This window comes from Jonesia denitrificans DSM 20603, from assembly GCF_000024065.1.
Classification (GTDB): Bacteria; Actinomycetota; Actinomycetes; order Actinomycetales; family Cellulomonadaceae; genus Jonesia; species Jonesia denitrificans.
The window spans coordinates 1,727,662-1,750,155 of sequence record NC_013174.1 but is presented as its reverse complement, the minus strand read 5'-3'; the positions used below and the strand labels follow the sequence as shown (position 1 = coordinate 1,750,155).

Here is a 22,494-nt window from a genome sequence, read left to right as displayed (position 1 = left end):
CCTGCTTGGGCGTGGTGAACGGTTGTACCTGGGTGGGTTGTGCTGCTGGTACGCATCACCGGTGTTCGCCTTGGGTGGGGAAGCCGGGGATCGATGCCTGCGCCTGAGCCGACTCTACAACGATGTAGATTTGTTCTGCAACGATGTAAAAACGCTTGATGATGGGGAGAGGTGCCCAATGTGGGTGCCGTGTGGACTGGTTGACGCCAACTATTCTGCGCCAACCAGTCCACCACGATGGTTTTATCGTGCGGCGAGTGCGCTGATGTCCGATGCGGTGAGGGCTGTGCGCCAGACCTTCACCTCATCGATTGCTCCACTGAAGGGGGTGTCCCAGTAGTTCACTCCAAGAGCAAAGGTAGCGTTGGTTGAGGTGAACACGTTGGGGAAGCCGGTGCCGTTGTAGGCACGGCTCCCATTGACGAACACCTGTGCAGTGCCGTTATTGACGACGTAGGCAAGGTGCGTCCACTGGTTCAGTGGTGGGCTGGTTGTGGTGGGGGCGTCATACCACTGGGTACCAGACCACACCATGGCATTGCCTTGAGCTGCTGCGTTGCCACGTGGGACCAAAGAAACCCACTGTTCAGTGGATGCTGCACCAAAAAATGCTGGTGTGTGCTCGGTGAGTTGTTCGGGTTTGATCCACATGGACACGGTGTAACGGTTCCCATGGATGAGCCCTTGGGGGAGTACAACCCCGTTACTTCCGTTCAATTGGATGGCGCGTCCGTGGATTCCGGTGGTGTAGGTCGGGGCTGTGCCTGCGGTGCCGAGTCGGTTGCCAGTGGTGGTGGCTGTCGCTGATTGGCCGGACGCGTCGTTGAGGTTGCCCTCAAAAGACCAAGCCCCATCTGGTGTCGATGCGCTGCGCGCTGCGAGACTGATGTTGCGTCCCATAAGGGCTGTTCCGGTGCTGGATAGTGCGGTAAACCCGTAACTCCAGGAGTTGTATTGCGGGTCAAAAACTGGGGTGTACACGCCGTTGTATGTTGTTCCAGCGAGAGTGATGTCAGCGGTATTGCGTGAGGTGATTCGCCAACTTCCCACGCTTGTTGTTCCTGTCCCGCTGGTGATAGTTCCACCTGAGCGGAAGGTGTAGGTCGACGACTTTGTGGCAGTGGTGTTGATGTCTGTGCCGTGGTTGATCAACTGCCAGGTGCCAACGACATGTTCAGAGACTGTTCGTTCCGTTGTCTCCCCTGCATAGCGCATCGGGGACAACACCGGCCAACCATCCTTGTTGAACCACATTTGTTGCACACGCATCTGGTGCATTTCTCCGGTGTCCGGGAAACGGGAGTGGAAAATGAGGAACATTTTCCCGGTTTTTGGGTCTTGGTACCAGCTGTTGTGTCCAGGGGACACGTAACCAACCCCTGACCCGCTTCCGGGGGACCCGGATTCGCGTGTGAAAACGTGCGAGCCCATGAGCTTCACCCCGTGTGGTGCAATGCTTGCGTCATCAAACAGGGGGCGTGACGGGTTGGACTTCACCGTGGACATGACCGTTCCCTTGGCATCCACGTAGGGGCCGTTGGGGTTCTTTGACCTGGCTACACGCATGTTGTACCCACCGGTGGCGTCTAACCCGCCAAAGGACGTGTACAGGTAGTAGTAGCCGGTGTCCTTGTTGTATTGGATAGCGGGCGCTTCGATTCGTGAGTGATTTCCGCCCATGAGGTGGGTCCCGTACCCTTGGCCAGAAACAGGTTTCCCGGTAGCGGAATCCATTTTCACAATGAAGATTCCACCCGAGTAGGAGCCGTACACCATCCACAGGGTGCCGTCTTCGTCGTAGAACGCGTCAGGGTCAACAGCGTTGGGGTGGATCAACGCGTCATAGATCTCGCCGGGATTTTCAGATTCCTCATCCCACATTCCCGATTTCAGCAGGATGCCTTGGTCTTTGTAGGGGCCATCCACTGTGTCTGCGATTGCCAGGCCGAGTGCGGACCTGGGTGAGTCGCCTTTGCAGGCGTTGTAGTACATCGCGAATTTGCCGTTGGGCAATTGGATGACGTCGGATGCCCAGAGGGTGTCAGTTTCCGCCCAGTCCAGTGCTTCTTTGAGTTCGGTTCGAAGGTTGGTGAACAGCGTGTTGTTGCTGTTCTGGCTCAGGTCAACTGTGTGTTGCGTCCAGTTGAGGAGATCTTGGGTGTGGGCTGATGCGCCGTGGGATCCGAACACCCAGATGTGTGACCCAGAGGTCACAACAGAGGGGTCGTGGACGGTGACGTCCCGGAAACCTGGTGCTGGTGGTTTTTCAACTGCGGATGCGGGATGGATCAACGTTGTGAGAGCTAGTATCCCCGCTGCACAGGCGGCGAGAGCCGCCCGCCTGGTGGCTTTCATCATGGCACTCCTTTATGCTCATGGGCCTGGGGGTGGGCGCGGAGTTTCCCGCGTCCGCCAAACCTACAACGATGTAGAAGGGTGGGCAATAGGCTGCTGTGATCTGGTGTGCGGTCCCCACCCTGGAAGGTATGGGTGAGGCGGACGGTGTTACTCGCGCATCGGTAAACTACAGATGTGACCTCCACCAACCACCTCACCGTGCTGCTGTGGCGGCACGCACCCACCCCCGATAACGAGCGCGGCCGCTTGCAAGGGCGGCGCGACACCCCAACCCATCCTGCAGGACTTGAGGTGGGCCGTGCTGGGGGTGAGTTGATGCTCGGCCGGCACGGGACACCCCGTGAAATCTGGTCGTCGCCCCTGCAACGAGCGAGCGAAACCGCGCAGCTTCTCACCGATCTCTGCCGGGTGCCCTGGAGCGTTGACGAGCAGATGACCCAGCGCAGCTATGGCGTATGGGAAGGGCTAACAGTAGACCAACTTGCACAGGACTTTCCCGAGGAATTGGCCATCCGGAACGCGGGTGGCGACCCCGACATTCCCGGGTGGGAAACAGGAATCGATGTGGGGAGACGCGTGGCGGGGACGGTCACGCGCCACGTGACACGCGTCTGGGAAAACGACGACCTCCGCACCATGGTTACGTCTGGTGGGCCATTGGTGTTTGTGAGCCATGGTTCGGCCATTGCCGCTGGTGCGCGTCGGTTATTGAACCTCCCCGAACAGCCCAATATTTTGGGACATATTAACCATGCTCATTGGGTTGAACTGCGCTACCAACCTGACGGCGCCGCCGGCGTAGGGGCAGTGTGGACGTTGCAGGCCTACAACGTGGGACCGCACTAAACCAGGAACACGCCAAGGTGGTTGCCCACAGGGGAGGTGGCCCCATGGTGGGGGTGTGTGTGGTGGGGTGTGATGGGTGGCGTGAATTTTCTTTCTTTCTCTTTACGGGGTTTTCGTGTGCGGCGCGCGGCTGCGTTGGCGTCGTTGATGTTTGTCGTTTTTCTTGCTGGTGGTTGTTCCACTGAGAACGAAGGCGGTGGTGAGCAGTCGACGTCACCGACTAACCAAGAAACCAGTGCTGAACCGGAGGCTACGCCAGAGCCAGAGGGAACCCCCACTGTTGTGGAGGTTGACCCGCCAGTGAAACCGGAAGCGATGTCTTCTGATGGTGAAGGTGGGGCGGTTGCTGCCCTTGAATACTTCTTCGATGTTCTTAGCTATAGTTTTGCCACGCGTGACACGACGCTTCTCGACGACATCAGCTACGAACAGTGCTCGTTTTGTGCGAACATCAATGCTGAAATAGAAGCGATGAGTAACACCGAAGAAAACTATAGAAATGTCATTTGGAAACTCGACGAAGTGCTCTCGGTGGATGTCGACCGTGAAGTCGCCTTCACTATCAAAGGCGCTTTTACAGTAACGACGAAATTTGATGAAGAAAAAACTGATGGTGTGGTCACAACTGATGGGATATTCACGGTAGGTTACAAAAATGGAGAATGGGAACTGATTGAGGTTTCAAAACCGTGAGTTTATTTCTGACTCTATCGATTGCAGTGATGTTCCAAATTCAAGAGCCATATTCGCCGCTGCCTTCAATGAGCGATGATAAAGTGAGAATCGAGAACCGTCAAAACTGGATCGGTGAACTATTGAATGATTCTCAGGGTGGTGGTCGTGCTTCTGGTGCGTCTACGACGTATGAGCGTCGGGTTCCTGGGTGTAATGGTTATCCGAAGTTGTCGATGGGGTGTGATGGGCTGAGGAGCTTACCTGCACCTGAGTGTGAGCACGGTGAGTTTGTTTTTGACCCCGCTACTGTGTACGTGCGTAGTAGGGCAACGAATGCTTTGTTGAGTCAGCACCAAACTCGCGGGTACTGCCCTGGCGAGTCGGCTGAACCAATGAGTTCTACTCAGATTGTCTTCACCGCCGCTGATTTCCAAGAGTTACCACTGGTGGGTTCGGGTATTTCGATCGAACCAGACCACGAGGAGTACATTATTCGGTTGCCAGTCATTGTTGTGACTGATCCTTCCCCGCAAGTCCTGGAAACTGATGTATTAGGTACGCAGATCCTTGTGCGAGCGACCCCGGAAACATATACGTGGGAGTGGGGTGATAAAGGCGAACCTACCGTGACCGCGGATCCGGGAAAGTCTTATCCTGAGCACACTGTGTTCCATGAATACGTCACATTGGGGGCGTTCACAATCACGCTGACAACAACGTGGACTGGTGAATACTCGATTGATGGTGGCTCCACATGGCAACCGGTCAACGGCACAGCAGAAACAACTGATACCGCTGAACCCATCACGATAGGCGAACGCGTTCCACTGCTGACCGGCTGAACCTGAGAATTGAACGCCAGTTGAAGGCGCAAAAACCCAGGTTCCTTGTGTATAGAAGTGCAGGTTACCCGTTCGTTTGACCGGCAAGTGCGGTGTGGGCTGTTCTGCAAAACACGTTGAAGCACTATGATCAATGAGTGTCCATCTACTTAATTGACTTCGAGAACACTCATGCAGCCGGGCTCAACGGAATTACGCGTCTCTCCCCACAAGACCTGGTAGTAGTATTCCTCGGCGCCAAAGATAAAACAATACCTGTTGACTTGGTGACGCAATTAACAGGACCCAAAGTTGTGGCATCGGTGGAATGGAAGAAGGCGAATGGGAGTACGCCGAACTACCTTGATTTTCAATTAGTGAGCTACCTTGCTCTGCTTATCACCAACCCGCAGGTACACGAAAATCACTACGTTATTGTTACGAAGGACGCTGGTTTTGATTCCGCGATTGACTTTTGGGCAACTAGATTAAAAAATATTTCGTTAGAACGTCGTCCGTCAATCAGTGTTACGCAAAATACTCAAAAAACGGTGAGCGCTGCGAAGAGTGTCAAGAAAGCTCCTGTGGGCGTCAAAAAACAAGAGGCGATACCCGAGCCGCTGAAGAAAAAGGTGCGCGCGGCGGTGAAAGATTTAGGATTGAAGCCCCAGCACTTCACTGTGATTTACAACGCTATGCGTACGGCACAAACTCTTCCTGATTTTCAGTCAATCCTCGATCGAGGAATCCGTCAGCCCGATTCCGCACCAGTATTCAAAGCGCTAAGAGAGGTGTTTACCAACTACCGCACAGACGCTGTGACAATAAAGACAGGCTGACAGTATGTGAGACGCGTTCTTCATGTCACGGTGACGTGTGGTTATTGTGTGGGGCAACCCACGGGAGTCCGGCGCACCGGGCTGAGAGGAAGCTGTTGCGGCTTCGACCGTCACACCAGACCGGATCATGCCGGCAAGGAAGAGAGTGACCATGACCGTGCCTTCAGCCGCACCCGCCACAACAAACGATTCACCTCAGCAAGCTTCTCAGCAGGGGCAACGACCAGCACGCCGTGCCATCAAAGGTGCCCTCGCCGCCAATTACGTTGACCAGTTCGACATTTTTGTGCCCGTCATCGCGTTAGCGCCCGTCACCGCAACCCTGTTTGGGGCAGAGAACCTTGCCACCAGTGCAGGGCTTGTATTTGTGGCAACACTCATTGGGCGCCCCCTTGGGTCCCTCCTTTTTGGCCCCTGGGCCGACCGCCTCGGACGCACGCGCATCTCTGTGATTACCCTCGCCGGTATCGCAGCAACCACCATCGGGATCGCGGTCGTCCCACCCCACACATCCTGGGGTGTGTGGACGTTGTACACGGTCATCGCCATGCGTTTCCTTGGGGGAATCTTCCTCGGTGGCCAATACTCCGCGGCAATTCCCCTTGCCATGGAATGGACACCTCCACGTCTGCGTGGGGCTGTGTCCGGTGGCATCATGGCCATGTCCCCAACAGCGAACGCCACAATTGCGGCCCTCACCCTCACGCTGTTGACGGTCCTGCCCAAGGGCGCATACGCGGCGTGGGGGTGGCGGGTCCCGTTCATCTTGTCCGCAACGCTCGCCCTGGTCATGATGATCTACTACCTGCGTTCAGTGGTGGACGCTGCCCCTGCAGCGTTTCCTGCCACCCTGCCTGACGATGCGCCAACCACACCCAGCGCCCGCCCGGCCCCAGCTGTGCGGGCAACTGACAGACGGGCTCTTGTCGACGTGACAGTGGGGGCGCATCGGCAGGTTTTTGTCCAAGTATTCACACTCATGTCAGGGCTGTGGCTCCTGACAAACATGGCAATCCCCGTGGTCACACAACAACTATCTGCCCGAGCAGAACTCAGTTCAGTGGACGTCACACTCATCATGATGTGCGGAACAGCGGCGTCTGCGGTGACGATGCTGGCCGCTGGGCATGCCTCAACCCTCATGGGAAGGCGGAGGTTTTTCCTCACCGCAGCCGCACTCATCGCCGTCATTGCCCCCGCAACCTACCTCACAATCGGTCGTGTGGAATCTGTCGGGGCGCTCATCACCTGTGTTGTTGTGCTTCAGGTCTTCACAGTCTCCGTATACGGACCCATTGGCGCGTACCTATCTGAACGTTTCCCCCCACACGTGCGGTCCACCGGGTACGGGGTCGGGTACTCCGTGTCGATCATCCTGCCCGCACTGTACCCCTACTACCTCCCCACGGTTCAAGGGTGGGTAGGAGAACAGCAAGCAGTCGCCGGTTTCCTTGCGCTGGCAGCAGCTCTTATCGCCTGGGGGAGCGTCAGTGCACCTCGCGGTGACGGAGCTTCCCAACCCCTGCCACGACAGCCACAATAAGGAGACCGACAAGAACCCCGAACACGGCAGAGTAGAGGGTGTCGGCAACCCACGCACCCACTGCTCCGCCCCACGGTTCCACCGCGTGCGCAACATCGTGCGCGATGTCGTAAAACAGGGAGAACCCAAGGTCAGACATCGACGCTGTCAAAATGTGGCCACCCACCCACAGCATGGCGACCGTTCCAATGATGCTGAGTGCGGTAAATACCTTGGGCATCACCGCCACCAAACCGCGGCCCACTGCACCCACTGCATCTGCACGGGAACGTGCCAACACAAGCCCAATGTCATCCATTTTGACCAACACAGCGACCGCACCATACACAACAGCTGTCATCACAAGTGCCACGATGATTAAGACAATGAGGCGGTCCACAAACCCATCCACATCGACGTTGCTTAACGTGATGAGCATGATCTCCGTGGATAAAATGAGGTCAGTGCGGACAGCACCACGCACCAAGGTGTTCTCAAACTCATCCGGGTTCTCACTCGTGGTCAAAGTTTCCTTTTCCCCATGGAGATGAACCCCAAACCACCCCAACACCTTCTCCGCGCCCTCAAACGTGAGGTAGGCGCCGCCCACAATGAGGAGGATCGGCAAAATCCATGGAGCCCAGGTCGTGAAGATCATCGCGGCCGGCAAAATGATAAGGAACTTGTTACGCAATGACCCCAAGGTGATGCGTTTAATCACGTGCAACTCACGCTTTGGGGAAACGCCTTGCACATACTGCGGGGTGACAGCCGCATCGTCAATGACGACGCCAGCAGACTTCGCTGATGCTTTCATCGCGGCAGCGGACAGATCGTCCAAACTCGATGCAGCGGCACGAGCGAGGACAGCAATATCGTCAAGAAGAGCAAGAAAACCGGACGCCATGAGACAGACCTTTCTGGGGAACCGAAATAACTATAGGGCACACAAGGGGGATGAGAATCCCTGTTAACTACTGGGATGGGGTCTGATCCGCGTGGTACTAATAGAGCACGCGAGGCCATCCGTGGTGTGGACCACACGGTTCATTCGGTCTCGTCCCTACAGTGAACGACAGATCGTGAGGAGTACCCATGGGGTTCATTAAGGCATTCGCAGGCGCAATCGGAGGTGCTTTCGCTGACCAGTGGAAAGACTTCCTCACCCCACCGCAAGGGATCGCCCCCACCGCTGCTCTCTTCCCCGGGATCACCCAAGGACAAAACGCTGGGCGCGGTGCCAATGTCAAAGGCTCCAGCAACATCATCACCAACGGGTCCAAGATCGTTGTCCCCGAAGGCTTCGGGCTTCTCACGTTCCAAGACGGCCAAATCACTGGTTTTGTTGCTGAACCAGGTGGCTACGAGTGGCGCTCTGACGACATCAACTCCCAATCAATCTTCGCGGGGGACGGAATTGTCAGCCCACTGATCACCATGTCCTGGGAACGTTTCAAGTTCGGCGGACAACCGGGCAGCCAACAGCTTGCCGTGTACGTCAACCTCAAAGAAATCCCGAACAACCGGTTTGGGACGCAATCAGAAATCTACTGGGACGACGCCTACCTCGGTGCCCAGGTGGGGGCTATCACCCGAGGAACCTACACTCTGCGAATCCTCGACCCCATTTTGTTCGCCAAACAGTTCGTGCCACTGACCTACCTGCAGCCAGGCGCCAAACCATTCGACTTCTCCGACTTCGACAACGACGCTGCATCACAGCTCTTCAACGAAGTGGTGTCCTCGCTTGCGGCAGCGTTCTCCCACTACACAAACGACCCCTCCAAAGGCAACCGGATTGCCCGCATTCAGGGGGACGCGATCGGGTTCGCCCAGTCACTGTCCGCAGCAGTCGAAGAAGGATACCGCTGGTCATCAGACCGTGGTTTGACCATTGTCAAAGTGGCAATCCAAGCTATCGAATACGACGAAGACACCCGCGCGCTCCTCTCCGATGTCAAGAAAGCCGATGCGCTCGGTGGGGCTCGTGGGAACTCTTTCCTCCAACAATCTGTGGCACGCGGGATGCAAGCCGCCGGAGAAAACCCCAACGGTGGCGGTGCCGGCATGGCGTTCATGGGGATGGGAATGAACGCAGCCGGCCAGGCGCTTGGTGGCCTGCAACAACCACAAGGGCAACAACAGTCCTACCAGCAGGTGCCACCACCACCGGCACCACCCCAGCAAGCCCAGCAAGAAGCCCAGCAGCCAGCCGCATCGGCAGGTGGGGGAGATGACCTAGCGACCAAGCTTGCACAGTTGAAGAGCCTCTTCGATCAGGGGTTGATCACCCAGGAAGACTACGACGCTGCTAAGGCGAAAGCCCTGGGGCTCTGAGAGGCACACAGTGAACCAGCCCAACCAGGCGCCCGGAACCCCGTCGGACAACGAACCGACGGGGTTCGGGCAGCCCCCAGCTTACGGTCACCCAGACCACCAGATGCCGCCCATTGAGGAAACCCCGGCAACGGAGTTTCAGGACAAAACATGGGGTGACGTGCGTGAACAGTCTCGACAGGAAGCAGACACTGGGTACGCACCCGGTGAAGAACCTGCTATTGACTACGAGGAACATGACGGACCAGCAGTTATTCACACCGATTCCGCTGTTAAAGACGGATTGAACAAGTGTGAACGATGCGGGTCAACAGAAATCTCGTTGAACGTCGCCAAAGGAACGCTTCGGTGCCACTACTGCCGCCACGAGTGGCAAGAGGCCAGCGCTGTTGAGGAGTTCGACCTTGACACGCCTATCAGCGCCCTTGACGGCATCACGATCGGTTCCGGGTCTGCAGCCCTTGTCCCCGGTACTGACGAAGTTGTGAGCTTCAAGTGTTCAGCGTGCGGCGCTGAGGTGGTCATTGACACCGAACACGCCATGCAGGCGCGGTGCCACTGGTGCCGTAATACATTGTCCATGAACCAGCAGATCCCCAACGGGGCAGTTCCCGATGCGGTGCTTCCCTTCTCCCTACCTAAAGACGAGGCTGTGGGGCGGATCTCGAAGTTCGCGAACTCTCGGAAGTTCTTTGCTCACCGGAAGTTCTTGGCTGAGTTCACACCTGAGAACGTCATCGGGGTGTACTTGCCTTACCTCATCGTGGACGTGAATGCGTCAATGTCACTGCAGGGCATGGGGGAGCACAAACTACGCCAATACACGGTCGGTAGCGACGACAACAAGCGCACTGTCTATGACGCTGACGTGTACCAAGTCGCCCGTCAGTTTGACCTGTATGTGGATGACCTGACTATTGAGTCCTCATCTGACAAACTCAACATTGACACCTCACACAACACGAACAACATCATCAATACGATCATGCCGTTCGACACGAAGAACATTGTGCGGTTCGATGCGAACTACCTGTCCGGTTTTTCCTCCCAACGTCGTGACACCAATGTGGACAATGTTTCTGACATTGTTCTGCGGCAAACTCGTGACATTGGCCGCCATCAGATGCTCCCCACGCTGAGGCATTATGACCGTGGTGTGCGCTGGGAGCAGGAAGGTTTTGAGGTCAAAGGGCAGCGGTGGGTGTCCGCCTACTTGCCGGTGTGGCTGTACAGCTACTACGAAGAAAAACGCAATGGCAAGAAACTACTCCACTACATTGCTGTCAATGGGCGGACCGGTGAAACCATGGGGTCTATTCCCATCAACAACCGGCGCCTCCTGATTGCTTCAGCGATCGCGCAAGTATTCGGAACTATCGCAGCTGTGCTGTTCCTGTAGGAGGACACGATGGACACCATCCTTGCTTTAGCTGGCGTTGCCACTGTGTCAGTGAATGTTGACGGTGATGGCGGCAACTGGTTGCCGTTGCTGTTTCTTTTGTCAGGGCCGGCGTACTACTTCTTCATGTACACCCGGTATCGCAACCGCGATAAGCGGCATAACCATGAAGTAGAGACCTCTGCGGAGGTGGCGAACCTGCGATCTCACGATGCGAAAGTGAAGACTGTGAGAGGGGTTAGCAACTCACGGATCAAGGGGGACAACGCCCGATCCGTGATCGGGGCGCGCAACTAGGCCGCGACCTCGGCAGATGCGTTGAAAGGTATGACGCGAGGAGCGGGTGAAAAACATCAAGTGGGGAGAGCTACCCTGGGTAGGGGTCGCTCTCCCCATACATTTGCCCTCATAGGGGGCTGTTTTTCACCCGCTCTCGTTCTACCTTTCTAGGTATGCACACGAACCGAGCATCTTCGCCCACCAGACTTGCTGGGCTCTTTGCGCTTCTCATCGCACTCGTTGCGACACTAACCCTTGTCCCGATCACGACATCACAGGCGACCTCCTTCGATCGTGGCTACCCAAAAATGGGTTCCCAGAGCGAAGCACAAGCAGGTTTCTATGTGAAGTCCCACCGCAGCATAATCCGCACCACACTGTTCCCGGTGCAAACCAAAAAGGGAGCGAAATCTGACCTCTTCGCTTACTGCGTGGAACTGTCAGTTGGCGCCTACTACGGCATTGACCTCAACGTTGATGGCTGGAGCAAGTTCCCTGGACAAAACAACTTCGCTAAAGATGACCTGGTGAAGGAAAAGGCAGCGTGGATTGCCTACAACTCCTACCCCAACAAACCCCTTGACGAACTCATCGCGAAAACAGGTCTTTCGGGCCTAACTGCTGAGGAAGCGATCACCGCGACCCAGGCCGCGATCTGGACCCTGACAGACGGCGCACCAGCATCAAGCAATTTCGAATACAACGGGTTTATCTTGTCTAACAACAAGGCCCCGTCACGCGACCAAAAGCACCGCGTGGACTCCCTGTTCTCCTACCTTCTTGGTGAAGCAAACACCGGCCGCCCAGAAGTATTGGAACCCAACCTGTCTGTGACCGTCGGAAACGCTGAGGGCAATGCGGGCAACCGTGTGGGACCCATCGCGATCACCGCATCGGAAGACACCGTCACCGTAGTGACAGATTCTCCCTACCCACTCGTTGACGCTGACGGCAACGCCGTTGATCTCAACGCCGTGCCTGGAAACGCTGTGCTCTACGTGGACGTTCCCGCAGACGCACAACCTGGTTCCGCCAACGTGAGCGTGGAACTGACCGGGTCAAAGTTCACCGGACAACTCATTACCGGCAAATACAAGCGCACCCAGACACTGATCATCTCCGACTCCGAAAAAGTCACTGAGGCAGCAACCGGTGTTGTGACCTGGGGGGCAGGCCCAAGCCTTGCGACCTCAGCATCAAACGAAGAAACCGGTGGCAAGTTTGTTGACGGGCTTGGTCCAGCAACAATCGTTGACGTCGTGTCCTACACAGGTCTGACCTCGGGGCAGGAATACACAGTCACAGGTGAACTGATGGTCCGTGACAACGGTGAAGCGATCTCCACCGGAATCACAGCATCGCAAACCTTCACCCCTGACGCTGCAGACGGCTCCGTGACAGTCACGTTCGACATCACCGATGCTGATCTTGCTGGAAAAACCGTTGTCGCGTTTGAGGTTGTCACACAAGGCAAGAACGTTGTGGCAACACATGAAGACATCCTTGATGAGAACCAAACGGTCTATAGCCCGCTGGTCGAAACTGATGCTTACGACCTCACTGACTCTGACCAGATCCTCTCCGTTGAGGGTGGCACACTGCGTGACCGTATCGAGTACTCCGGTGTTCAAACCGGACAAACATACATCGTGCGCGGTGAAGTCATGGACAAAGACACCGGCGAAAGCACCGGCATCACTGGGGAAACCGCCTTCCAAGCTGGCGCTGAGTCAGGTGTTGTGGACGTCGACTTCGAGATCCCAGCAGACCATGCAGGTAAAACCCTCGTCGTCTTCGAACGTCTCTACGTTGTCACCGGTGACGCAGGAAACACCACAGAAGAACTCATTGCAGTGCACGAAGACATCAATGAGGAACGCCAAACGGTGACTGTCACAGGTGAGGTACCGGAGGAAACCCCAACGCCTGAAGAACCAGAGACCCCTGGTAAGGATGTTGATCTTCCCGAAACTCCAGAACCTGAGCAACCCGGAGGGGAAACCCCTGAACCTGAGCAGCCTGGTGAGGAAACACCAGCCCCTGAACAGCCAGGTGAAGAAACACCAGCACCTGAAGAGGGAGTGGGTGGCGAAATCGTGGACAACCCCGGGCTCGTCATCACTGACGACGACGTTCAGGGTGAGGTTGTGGACAACCCTGCCAACGATCAAGACACTGTTGCAGGTCCAGAACTCGCTGACACCGGGTTCAACCTCACCAGCACCGTAGTCATCGCGGCACTTGTGCTGCTGCTCCTCGGTGGCGGTCTGGTTGCCTACCAGCGCTTCTCGCGCCGGGAACTCCAAGGAGCGGAAGCAGCATCAACAGAGGCTGAATCCGAGTAACCACACACCTACCTGACACTGATCAATCACCCCACGATCGGTGGCGGGTGGAGCGGGCGACATCATTTCGTGTGACTGCGACCCGCGGACCTCAAGCAGGCGGTTCTGCTCACCTCCCCCCGAGCAGACCGCCTGTTTGTCTTCCTACAATGTGCTGACAACCCTGCTGGGGCCACCCAGCCAAGGGCCTGCCACTGAGTGACCGTGGCCAGTTTCACAAACAGGGGGTTTTATGCCCCTCGAACAGCGCATTTGACAAAAGCAACAAGAAAAAAGTATAAGTTCGCGCCGACTTCCGACCCTATGGTAGGCTCTGTTGGTTGTTGGCGCAAAGAATCTGCAAAGAACGTGCCAAGCGATGCCGCAGGCGTGAGAGGGAAAGGCTCTCGACGCATGTACGGTGACACGATGCACCCGGCGATCCCCGTGCCCCCACACAAGCGAGAACGCCGCACCGTAGGCCAAGGACCGGACCCTAGCCTGCATCGTCCTCACCCGGCGAAAGGCGAGTGCGCTCGCCCGGAAGGACTATGAGTACCAACGAGATCGTCCTCAAAGCCCAAGGGCTGTACAAGGTCTTTGGACACCGACCTGAAACAGCCGTCACTAAACTTTCCCAAGGAACAAGCCGAACCGACCTCGGTCCAGGAACAACCGCCGCAGTGATCGACGCATCGTTTGACGTCCAGCGTGGCGAAATCTTCGTGGTCATGGGCCTATCAGGGTCGGGGAAATCCACCCTTATCCGGATGCTCAACGGACTGTGGGAGCCAACGGCAGGCAACGTCACAATCCTTGGCGACTCCATCACCGGTGTCCCCGCCCGCACGTTGCGTGCTGTCCGGGAAAAGCGCATCTCCATGGTGTTCCAACAGTTCGCGCTCCTGCCACACCGTACTGTGATCGACAACGTCGCCTACGGACTAGAAATTCGCAAAATGCCTCGTGCGCAGCGTCTCGCTAAAGCGCGTGAATACGTGAACATGGTGGGCCTTGACGGCTGGGAAGACAAATACCCCCAAGAGCTTTCCGGGGGTATGCAGCAACGCGTTGGGTTGGCTCGTGCTCTTGCTGCTGACACCGATGTGCTCCTCATGGACGAAGCGTTCTCCGCCCTGGATCCACTGATCCGCCGCGAGATGCAAGAACAGCTGGTGGAATTGCAGTCCAAGCTGGGAAAAACCATCATCTTCATCACCCACGACCTCAACGAAGCGATGTTCCTTGGTGACCGCATCGCAGTCATGCGTGATGGTCGAATCGTGCAAATTGGGACTCCCGAAGAAATCTTGACTGACCCAGCCAACGACTACGTGTCTCAATTTGTTCAGGACGTCGATCGTGCCCGGGTTCTCACTGCTTCGTCGGTAGCGCAACCCCCAGCTGCGCTCATGCAACTGCCCGGTGGGCCTCGTAAGGCGCTGCGCATCATGCGTGAGCAGCAAACGTCAGCCTGTTTTGTTGTTGACCGCGCCCGCAAGCTGCACGGAGTGATGACGGACCGCGTCGCGTTAGAACTTGTGCGCAAAGGCGTCGATGACGTCTCCGGGCATTTGGCGCAGGCGTCACACACAGCACCTGATGCGCTACTTGCTGACTTGGTGACTCCTTCAGTGGAGTCTGTTTTGCCGCTAGCGGTTGTTGATGAGTCAACACGACTGGTGGGCGTGATCCCGCGTGTTGTCTTGCTGGCAGCTCTCGGTGGCGAACATGAGGCAGGGGTGAACGCTGAGCCTGTGCCTCCAGCGTTGGCGCCCTCTGTTGTTGAAGAAGCGTTGAGTGCTGAGGAGGCGGACAAATGAACGAGATGATTCGTCTTCCGTTAGGCGACTGGGTGAGCGACGGCGTTGATTGGGTTGTCGCGAATGCCTCCGCATTTTTCGGTGTGCTGCGCAGCATCTTCCTTGGTGCGTACGACGGCGTGAACTGGGTTCTTGCAACACCACCAGCGTTTGTCATTATCGGTGCCATCGTGGTGCTGGGTCTGTTGGCTCGTGGCTGGTTGTTTGCGTTACTCTCAGGTGTGGGGCTTGTCCTCATTATGGCTGTGGATCAATGGGATAACGCCATGGACACGTTTGCGTTGGTGCTCGTTGCGGCCACAATTGCGATTCTTCTTGCGGTTCCACTGGGTATTGCTGCTGCCAAAGTGCAGTGGGTGTCAATGGTGGTTCGACCGTTCATGGACTTCCTTCAAACGATGCCGGCGTTTGTGTATCTCATTCCGGCGCTGTTGCTGTTCCGTGTGGGGGTTGCCCCCGGTATTGTTGCCACCATTTTGTTTGCTATGCCACCGGGTGTTCGCCTCACAGAGCTGGGTATTCGCGGTGTCAACCGTGAAACCGTTGAAGCAGGCCAGGCGTTTGGCGCCACCCCGGGGCGCATCTTGAGGCAGATCCAATTGCCTCTTGCTATGCCGTCCATTATGGCCGGGATTAACCAGGTCATCATGTTGTCTTTGTCGATGGTTGTGATCGCTGGTCTCGTTGGGGCTGGTGGTCTTGGTGGTGACATCATTGCCGCCCTGAACCGTCTTGATACGGCACTCGGTGTGGAAGCCGGGTTGTCTGTTGTCATCCTCGCGATGGTCTTGGACCGTTTGACCGGTGCTTTTGGGCAGCGGCGAGGACTGTATGCACGGCTACGAAATGGTCGTGCTGCACATCGCAACACTCGGGCCTCCTGAGCCCTGATCGGTGCCCCGATGTGGGGTGACCGGTCCCGACAGTACCCGGAAAGCCCGGGGGCTGAGAAGAAAGGACCATGAAGATGATGAAGAAAACTGCTTCCCTTGCTGCCGTGTTGGCTGGTGGGCTTGTGCTTGCCTCCTGCTCGTCTGACGGCGGCGACACCTCGCAAGGTGACGCTGGTGAGAACAAAGACTTGAGCATTGCTGTGTTCAACGGCTGGGATGAGGGCATTGCGACCTCAGAGTTGTGGGCTGCTGTTCTCGCTGATGAGGGTTACAACGTGACCCTTGATTACGCGGATGCTGCCCCTGTGTTTGTGGGGTTGTCCACGGGTGACTATGACTTCACCACTGATGTGTGGCTGCCTGGTACCCACAAAGAGTACGTGGAAGAGTATGGTGACCAGATCGAGGATCTTGGTTCGTGGTTTGACCAGGCGAAGCTCACTATTGCTGTCAACGAAGATGCTCCGATCACCTCGCTTGCCGAGCTTGCTGACAATGCAGACGCGTTCGGAAACCAGATTGTTGGTATTGAGCCGGCTGCAGGGTTGACCTCTGCGACCGAAAACGAAGTCATCCCGACCTATGGTTTGGAAGGAATGGACTTCACGACCTCGTCGACTGTGGCGATGCTCTCTGAGTTGAAGGCTGCTACGGACGCGGGTGAGAATGTTGTGGTGACGCTGTGGGAGCCGCACTGGGCGTACTCAGCGTTCCCAGTGCGTAACCTTGAGGACCCCGAAGGCGCACTAGGCGGAGCTGAACTCATCCACTCGTATGGGCGTGATGGTTTTGCCGAGGACTTCCCGGAGGTGGCCCAATGGTTGGGTGACTTCTCCATGGACCCTGAACTGCTCTATGACTTGGAAGATTTGCTCTTCAACGAGAACGACACTGATGACTACGAGCCACTTGTGCGCCAGTGGATGGAAGAAAACCAAGAGTTTGTTGACTCCATGACTTCGTGATCTGTGTGATTGCTGTGTGCCATAGCTGATTGTGCGCACACGACGGCGGCCTACCCACTGACTGTGGGTAGGCCGCTGTGCTGTGTGCCAAGGGCCTTCGCCACGTGCGGGTGGGTGATGGTGCCACCGGTGGTGTTGATTCCTGATGCGAGGGCTGGGTTGAGGTGGGCTGCGGTGCGCCACCCGTGGGCGGCGAGTTGACTGATGTAGGGGAGGGTGGCGTTGGTGAGTGCGCGAGTTGAGGTGCGGGGGACTGCTCCGGGCATGTTGGCAACACAGTAGAAGATGCTGTTGTGCACGGTGTAGGTCGGATCATCGTGTGTGGTGGGGCGTGATGGTTCGAAGCATCCTCCTTGGTCGATGGCAACATCGACAAGGACGGATCCAGGGCGCATTGTTTCGACCATGGCGCTGGTGACGAGAGATGGGGTGGTTCCACCTGCAACGAGGACAGCCCCGATGACAAGATCGGCGTTGTCCAGGAGTGAGCTGATGCGCATGGGGGAGGATAGGGCTGTATGGATCCGACCGTGAAAGCGGTTTTCGAAGGTGCGCAGGCGGGGGAGGGACACGTCCACGACGGTGACGTCTGCTCCCATTCCTGAGGCTACTTGTGCGGCATGGGTCCCAGCGACACCTCCACCAAGAACAACGACGTGGGCGCGTGGGGTGCCAGCGATTCCGCCCATGAGGACCCCGGATCCTCCAACTGGGCGCATGAGGTGGTAGGCGCCAACTTGAACGGCTAGTCGACCAGCGATTTCGCTCATGGGGGCGAGGAGGGGGAGGGAGCCGTCGGTCTGTTGGACGGTTTCGTAGGCGATCGCTGTGACGTGATTATTCACGAGTTGGGTGGCAAGTGGTGGGGCTGCGGCAAGGTGAAGGTAGGCAAAGAGGGTGAGGTCGGGGCGTAGGTAGCGATATTCGGAGGCGACTGGTTCCTTCACTTTGACAACGAGTTCGCAACTCCATGCCTCATCAGCGGTGGTGACTATCGTTGCTCCTTGTGCACGGTACTCGTCGTCGCTAATTCCTGAGCCTGCGCCTGCTCCTGCCTGGATGAGGATTGTGTGGTTGTGGCGGACGAGTTCGGAAACTCCTTCAGGGGTGAGTGCCACTCGGTTTTCGTTGTTCTTGACTTCGGTGGGTACACCAATATGCATGCTCGGTCCTCGTGCGGTTCGGTGGGGGAGAGCCACTGCCAATTAGCCTGCGCTGCCTCGTGCGTCACGTAGCTGTTGGAGATGTATTTTTTTCATGGACATCATCGCTTGGTATGCCCCGAGGTCTTCGACGTCTTCCGGTGTTGCGGGAGGCGCGATTTGCCAGCTGACACCGAACTGATCTTGGCACCAGCCGCATTGTTCTGCTTCAGGCCTGTGTGACAGCCCGGCCCAGTAGTGGTCGATCTCTTCTTGTGTGGAGCATTCAACAAGGAGTGAGACCCCTTCGGTGAAGGTGAAGTCTTGGTCAACTCCGGCGTCCATCACACTGATCCATGACCCGTTGAGCACGGCGTCACAGTACATCAGTGATCCAGCGTCCGCTGGCCCTTGGGGGTGGGAGTAGCGGGCTATTTCGCCGAACTGTGAGTTCGGGAAGACGGACATGTAGTGCGTGATGGCTTCTTCGGCCTGGTTGACGTGGTGGGCTCCGAACATCAGGGCGGGCATGATGGTGGGGCGTGGGGGAGTGGCGGCATGTCGTGACGTGGGTGTGGTGGTGTGTGCCATCAGTTGCCAGCTGATTCCGAATCGGTCCTCTACCCAGCCGTAGTGTTCAGAGAATGGGTAGTCTCCGAGCGGCATGAGCGCTGATCCTTCGGCGACGAGGGCGTCCCACAGGGTGGTGACCAGCGTACGCGGGTCGTCACTGATTTCTGGGGTGATACTCACCATGAAGGAGAGTGAGGGGTTGGCGTGGAAGTCGGGCCCTGCGTTGATCGCGATGAATCGTGCTCCCATGATGGAGAAGTCAATGGTGAGGATTTTTCCAGCCATGTGTTCTTGGAAGTGGGGTAGGCCATGCTGTGGGTAGTGCAGTGTTTGGTGAACAGTCACTTCTGGAAACACGGTGCTGTAAAACGCGACAAGTGCTTCCGCGTCACCATTGCACCAGATGTTGGGCACGAGTGTGTGGTGTGCCATGGTTGACCCCCTTGTCCCTGTGGCTCAATGTGCGGTTGCGTGGATCGCTCCCACCGCTTGTGATTGTAATCGTGATCACATCGGTCGGCTCGTTGGGCAAACGTCCCATACCCCCCGGGGTATTAGGTGTAGTCTGAGTTTGTAGACGTACCACCACATCAAGGGGAACACCATGAAACTTGTCGTCGTCGGCGGAGTCGCCGCCGGAGCATCCATCGCAGCCCGTGCACGCAGACTCGACGAAACCGCCGAGATCATCGTCCTTGAACGCGGCCACCACATTTCGTTCGCCAACTGCGGACTGCCCTACCACATCGGCGATGTCATCACTGACCGTCAACGTCTCCTGGTTCAAACCCCCCAGTCTCTGCGCGAATCACTCAACATTGATGCCCGTACCGGACATGAGGTCATCGCCATTGACCGCGAGGCCCGCACGGTCACCGTTCGAAACATTGACGACAACACCGAATACACCGAAACCTACGACGCGCTTGCCCTCACGCCAGGGTCAGAGCCGGTACGTCCACCGCTCCCAGGAATCGACTCGCCCAACGTCATGGTCCTGCGCCGAATCGGTGATATGGACCGGATTAAACAGCGCATCGACGATGCCCTGGAAGCGCACGCAAACAAAGAACGCGGACCGGTGACAGCAGCGGTCATCGGTGCGGGCTACATCGGCCTAGAAATGGCGGAAAACTTCCACCATCGTGGTGTCACTGTCAATGTGGTGGAAGCGGCAGACCAGATCCTGCCACCCGTTGACCGCGAAATCGCCGTTCCGGTAGAAAACCATTTGCGTGCCCGTGGAATTGGCCTGCACCTGAACACCGCTGCGGCCGCATTTGTCGACCAAGAAGGGGGCAGGGTTCGGGTAGAACTGACAAACAACTCCTCACTAGAGGCGGATATCGTCATCTTGTCCGTGGGCGTGCGCCCCTCCAGTGCGCTTGCACAGGCGGCAGGCCTGGAACTCAGCCCCAAGGGTGGGGTGATCGTTGATGAGCACATGCGCACCAGTGACCCACATATTTGGGCAGCTGGCGACGTTGTGGAAACCCCTCACACAGTCCTTCCTGGCCAGTCGTTGTTCCCCTTGGCGGGGCCAGCGAACCGTCAGGGCCGAGTTGCTGCTGAGAATATCTGTGGCCGGTCCACCACCTACACCTCGACACAGGGCACGTCGATTGTCAAAGTGTTTGACATGGTGGCCGGGGGGACAGGGGCAACCGAACGACAACTCGTTGATGCGGGCGTGGCGTATCGTGCAGTGCACGTGCACCCCTCGGGTCATGCGGGGTATTACCCCGGGACCGCTGCGATGCACCTGAAAGTGTTGTTCGACCCTGAATCAGGCAAACTTCTGGGAGCGCAAGCGTCGGGGTTTGATGGTGTGGACAAGCGCTTGGATGTGCTGGCAACCGCACTTCGCCTCGGTGCAACGGTCTATGACCTAGAAGAACTCGAACTGGCGTATGCACCGCCTTTTGGGTCGGCGAAAGACCCTGTGAACATGGCCGGGTTTGTTGGCGCGAACACGATCCGCGGAGATTTGACGCTGTGGTACGCGCAGGACTTCCCGCAAGCTGTGGCTGGTGCCAAAGTCGTTGATGTGCGCACCCCAGAGGAGTTCGACCTGTGGCACATCCCTGGTGCGGTGAACGTACCCTTGGCCACACTGCGCGATGAGGTGGAGCAGTGGGATCCCACTATTCCTGTTCGCTTATATTGCGCGGTAGGGTTCCGTTCCTACCTTGCGCATCGGATTCTGGTGCAACGCGGGTTTGCCGATGTGCGCACCCTGTCCGGTGGGTCCATCACGTTCCGTGCCTGGCATGAGGTCGAAGGCGAAGGCGCTTCCCCGCAGCATGCTGAGATTTCCCATGCACCCGCGGGTGGCGATCCTGCGTTGGAGAAGATCGCAGCCGCCGTAGCTCAAGGTCCTGCGCACCACATTGACTTGGATTGCACGGGGTTGGCGTGCCCGGGGCCGATTATGTCCTTGAAGAAGACAGCGGCTTCACTGAAACCGGGTGACGAGGTGACGGTCACGGTGTCTGACCCTGGGTTTGCGCATGATGGTCCTGCGTGGGCAGGGGCAAATGGACATGAGATTCTTGACCTTACCCCGCATGGTCCTGGCTACCGCATGACGATGCGTATGGGCGGGGCTGTTGCACCGGCATCCGGTGCTGGCGTGGTGACAGACCCTCGTGAGGGGATGTCGTTTGTTGTGTTCTCCGGTGACCTTGACAAGGTGCTGGCGGCGTTCATTATTGCTAATGGTGCCCTGGCGATGGACAAACCGGTGCGCATGTTCTTCACATTCTGGGGGCTGAATGCGCTTCGTCGGGAGAACCCGCCTGCTCGTGATCGTAAGGCGCTCGACAAAATGTTTGGGGCCATGATGCCGTCTGGTCCTGATGCGTTGAAGCTGTCCACGATGAACATGGCAGGTGCGGGAACTGCCATGATCAAAAAGGTGATGAAGGATCACTCAGTGTCGAGCTTGCCGGAGTTGATGAGCGCAGCTATTGAGGGGGGCGCGGAGATCACGGCGTGCACCATGACCATGGATTTGTTGGGGATCGCGGAAAGCGACCTGATTGACGGGGTCCAGCTTGGTGGTGTGGCCACCTTTATTGCCGCGGCAGAGAAGTCTGGGTCCACGTTGTTCATCTAGTGACGCGGTGAGGAAAGGTCGTGCCCTGAGGCCCACCGGTGTGGTGGGACTCAGGGCACAACAATGTCCAGTCCTGTTGCGGTGGCGGCTTCGGTGACACTCCCTGCGTTGATGACGGAGTCAAACCCCGCGTCATCCATGAGAGCTGCAGCTTGGCCGGCCCGGTTCCCGGAGCGGCAGTACAGGACGTAATCTGCGTCGGGGTCAAGGTCTGGAAGGGCTTGGGTGAAGTCTCCGCCGGTGAAGTCGAGGAGTTCTGCGCCGTCGAGGTGGCCTTCGTTCCATTCTTGTTCGGTGCGCACGTCCAGGATGACGGTGGTGTCTGTGATCTCGATGCTGGGTGTGGTGGTGTTTGATGATTGTGGGGTGGATGAGGATGAACAGCCGGTGAGGGCGATCATCGATGCGGTGGCAAGGGCGGCAAGTGCGGTCATGCGGGTGGTTGCTTGGGTGGTGCGCGCGGTGGTGGTCGTGCGGGCGAGGTGAGAGCGCATGGGGTGCCTTTCGTGAGGAAGCGAACCCCATGAATATACCCCATGGGGTATATGGTTTGTCGAGAGGGGGCCGAAGGGTGAGGCGA

General features: G+C 57.3%; 18 protein-coding genes. 13 read left to right on the top strand and 5 right to left on the bottom strand.

Going from position 1 to position 22,494, the window contains the following annotated elements; genetic code table 11:
• Positions 1-243: 243 nt before the first annotated feature.
• Positions 244-2,358: a LamG-like jellyroll fold domain-containing protein gene (locus JDEN_RS08160; protein WP_041287876.1), complete on the bottom strand. Its 2,115-nt coding sequence runs from the start codon at positions 2,356-2,358 to the stop codon at positions 244-246.
• 174 nt (positions 2,359-2,532) lie between these two features.
• Here JDEN_RS08160 and JDEN_RS08155 point away from each other — a divergent pair, with 174 nt between their 5' ends.
• From JDEN_RS08155 to JDEN_RS08135, 5 genes are all read left to right on the top strand, one after another.
• Complete coding sequence (locus JDEN_RS08155; RefSeq protein ID WP_041287875.1) at positions 2,533-3,204, top strand: histidine phosphatase family protein; 672 nt, start codon at positions 2,533-2,535, stop codon at positions 3,202-3,204.
• Positions 3,205-3,276: 72 nt separating this feature from the next.
• Positions 3,277-3,897, top strand: coding sequence for a DUF6318 family protein (locus JDEN_RS08150; protein ID WP_015771896.1), 621 nt, complete (start codon positions 3,277-3,279; stop codon positions 3,895-3,897).
• Between the two features lie 83 nt (positions 3,898-3,980).
• Positions 3,981-4,721 (top strand): hypothetical protein, encoded by a 741-nt coding sequence (locus tag JDEN_RS13655; protein ID WP_143713275.1) that lies wholly within the window; start codon positions 3,981-3,983, stop codon positions 4,719-4,721.
• Positions 4,722-4,858: 137 nt separating this feature from the next.
• Complete coding sequence (locus tag JDEN_RS08140) at positions 4,859-5,539, top strand: PIN domain-containing protein (RefSeq protein ID WP_015771894.1); 681 nt, start codon at positions 4,859-4,861, stop codon at positions 5,537-5,539.
• 151 nt (positions 5,540-5,690) lie between these two features.
• Complete coding sequence (locus JDEN_RS08135; RefSeq protein ID WP_041288359.1) at positions 5,691-7,082, top strand: MFS transporter; 1,392 nt, start codon at positions 5,691-5,693, stop codon at positions 7,080-7,082.
• On the opposite strand, the gene JDEN_RS08130 is transcribed toward JDEN_RS08135, so the two are convergent.
• Positions 7,027-7,968, bottom strand: coding sequence for a DUF808 domain-containing protein (locus JDEN_RS08130; RefSeq protein ID WP_015771892.1), 942 nt, complete (start codon positions 7,966-7,968; stop codon positions 7,027-7,029). The two genes, JDEN_RS08135 and JDEN_RS08130, sit on opposite strands and share 56 nt — an antisense overlap.
• Positions 7,969-8,156: 188 nt before the next feature.
• On the opposite strand from JDEN_RS08130, the gene JDEN_RS08125 reads away from it, so the two are divergent.
• The 7 genes from JDEN_RS08125 to JDEN_RS08095 all read left to right on the top strand — a co-directional run bounded on the left by JDEN_RS08125 (position 8,157) and on the right by JDEN_RS08095 (position 17,081).
• Positions 8,157-9,398 (top strand): SHOCT domain-containing protein, encoded by a 1,242-nt coding sequence (locus JDEN_RS08125; RefSeq protein WP_015771891.1) that lies wholly within the window; start codon positions 8,157-8,159, stop codon positions 9,396-9,398.
• A gap of 10 nt (positions 9,399-9,408) precedes the next feature.
• Positions 9,409-10,797, top strand: a complete 1,389-nt coding sequence (locus JDEN_RS08120) for a TFIIB-type zinc ribbon-containing protein (protein ID WP_197712993.1) — start codon at positions 9,409-9,411, stop codon at positions 10,795-10,797.
• 9 nt (positions 10,798-10,806) lie between these two features.
• Complete coding sequence (locus tag JDEN_RS08115; RefSeq protein WP_015771889.1) at positions 10,807-11,094, top strand: hypothetical protein; 288 nt, start codon at positions 10,807-10,809, stop codon at positions 11,092-11,094.
• Positions 11,095-11,249: 155 nt separating this feature from the next.
• On the top strand, positions 11,250-13,421 hold the full coding sequence (locus tag JDEN_RS08110; protein WP_015771888.1) for a VaFE repeat-containing surface-anchored protein: 2,172 nt from the start codon (positions 11,250-11,252) through the stop codon (positions 13,419-13,421).
• A gap of 530 nt (positions 13,422-13,951) precedes the next feature.
• Positions 13,952-15,223 (top strand): quaternary amine ABC transporter ATP-binding protein, encoded by a 1,272-nt coding sequence (locus JDEN_RS08105; protein WP_015771887.1) that lies wholly within the window; start codon positions 13,952-13,954, stop codon positions 15,221-15,223.
• The gene (locus tag JDEN_RS08100; protein WP_015771886.1) at positions 15,220-16,107 is read left to right on the top strand and encodes an ABC transporter permease; all 888 of its coding nucleotides are present in this window, start codon (positions 15,220-15,222) and stop codon (positions 16,105-16,107) included. The genes JDEN_RS08105 and JDEN_RS08100 overlap by 4 nt, the downstream gene beginning before the upstream one ends.
• An 83-nt stretch (positions 16,108-16,190) precedes the next feature.
• Complete coding sequence (locus JDEN_RS08095; RefSeq protein WP_015771885.1) at positions 16,191-17,081, top strand: glycine betaine ABC transporter substrate-binding protein; 891 nt, start codon at positions 16,191-16,193, stop codon at positions 17,079-17,081.
• Between the two features lie 50 nt (positions 17,082-17,131).
• Here the strand turns inward: JDEN_RS08095 and ald are convergent, their stop codons facing one another.
• Positions 17,132-18,244, bottom strand: coding sequence for an alanine dehydrogenase (ald, locus tag JDEN_RS08090; RefSeq protein WP_015771884.1), 1,113 nt, complete (start codon positions 18,242-18,244; stop codon positions 17,132-17,134).
• Positions 18,245-18,286: 42 nt separating this feature from the next.
• Entirely contained in the window at positions 18,287-19,228 is a 942-nt protein-coding gene (locus JDEN_RS08085) for a VOC family protein (RefSeq protein ID WP_015771883.1), read from the bottom strand.
• Between the two features lie 172 nt (positions 19,229-19,400).
• On the opposite strand from JDEN_RS08085, the gene JDEN_RS08080 reads away from it, so the two are divergent.
• Positions 19,401-21,914, top strand: a complete 2,514-nt coding sequence (locus JDEN_RS08080; protein WP_015771882.1) for an FAD-dependent oxidoreductase — start codon at positions 19,401-19,403, stop codon at positions 21,912-21,914.
• A 50-nt stretch (positions 21,915-21,964) separates the two neighbouring features.
• Here JDEN_RS08080 and JDEN_RS08075 read toward each other — a convergent pair whose 3' ends face one another.
• Positions 21,965-22,408, bottom strand: coding sequence for a rhodanese-like domain-containing protein (locus JDEN_RS08075; protein ID WP_015771881.1), 444 nt, complete (start codon positions 22,406-22,408; stop codon positions 21,965-21,967).
• Positions 22,409-22,494 lie beyond the last annotated feature (86 nt).

What these genes read in the sequence shown, in the direction of transcription:
- JDEN_RS08160 (WP_041287876.1), bottom strand. Translation starts at nt 2,358, where the DNA reads ATGATGAAAGCCACCAGGCGGGCGGCTCTCGCCGCCTGTGCAGCGGGG.
- JDEN_RS08150 (WP_015771896.1), top strand. Translation starts at nt 3,277, where the DNA reads ATGGGTGGCGTGAATTTTCTTTCTTTCTCTTTACGGGGTTTTCGTGTG.
- JDEN_RS08135 (WP_041288359.1), top strand. Translation starts at nt 5,691, where the DNA reads ATGACCGTGCCTTCAGCCGCACCCGCCACAACAAACGATTCACCTCAG.
- JDEN_RS08130 (WP_015771892.1), bottom strand. Translation starts at nt 7,968, where the DNA reads ATGGCGTCCGGTTTTCTTGCTCTTCTTGACGATATTGCTGTCCTCGCT.
- JDEN_RS08125 (WP_015771891.1), top strand. Translation starts at nt 8,157, where the DNA reads ATGGGGTTCATTAAGGCATTCGCAGGCGCAATCGGAGGTGCTTTCGCT.
- JDEN_RS08115 (WP_015771889.1), top strand. Translation starts at nt 10,807, where the DNA reads ATGGACACCATCCTTGCTTTAGCTGGCGTTGCCACTGTGTCAGTGAAT.
- JDEN_RS08110 (WP_015771888.1), top strand. Translation starts at nt 11,250, where the DNA reads ATGCACACGAACCGAGCATCTTCGCCCACCAGACTTGCTGGGCTCTTT.
- JDEN_RS08105 (WP_015771887.1), top strand. Translation starts at nt 13,952, where the DNA reads ATGAGTACCAACGAGATCGTCCTCAAAGCCCAAGGGCTGTACAAGGTC.
- JDEN_RS08100 (WP_015771886.1), top strand. Translation starts at nt 15,220, where the DNA reads ATGAACGAGATGATTCGTCTTCCGTTAGGCGACTGGGTGAGCGACGGC.
- JDEN_RS08095 (WP_015771885.1), top strand. Translation starts at nt 16,191, where the DNA reads ATGATGAAGAAAACTGCTTCCCTTGCTGCCGTGTTGGCTGGTGGGCTT.
- ald (WP_015771884.1), bottom strand. Translation starts at nt 18,244, where the DNA reads ATGCATATTGGTGTACCCACCGAAGTCAAGAACAACGAAAACCGAGTG.
- JDEN_RS08085 (WP_015771883.1), bottom strand. Translation starts at nt 19,228, where the DNA reads ATGGCACACCACACACTCGTGCCCAACATCTGGTGCAATGGTGACGCG.
- JDEN_RS08080 (WP_015771882.1), top strand. Translation starts at nt 19,401, where the DNA reads ATGAAACTTGTCGTCGTCGGCGGAGTCGCCGCCGGAGCATCCATCGCA.
- JDEN_RS08075 (WP_015771881.1), bottom strand. Translation starts at nt 22,408, where the DNA reads ATGCGCTCTCACCTCGCCCGCACGACCACCACCGCGCGCACCACCCAA.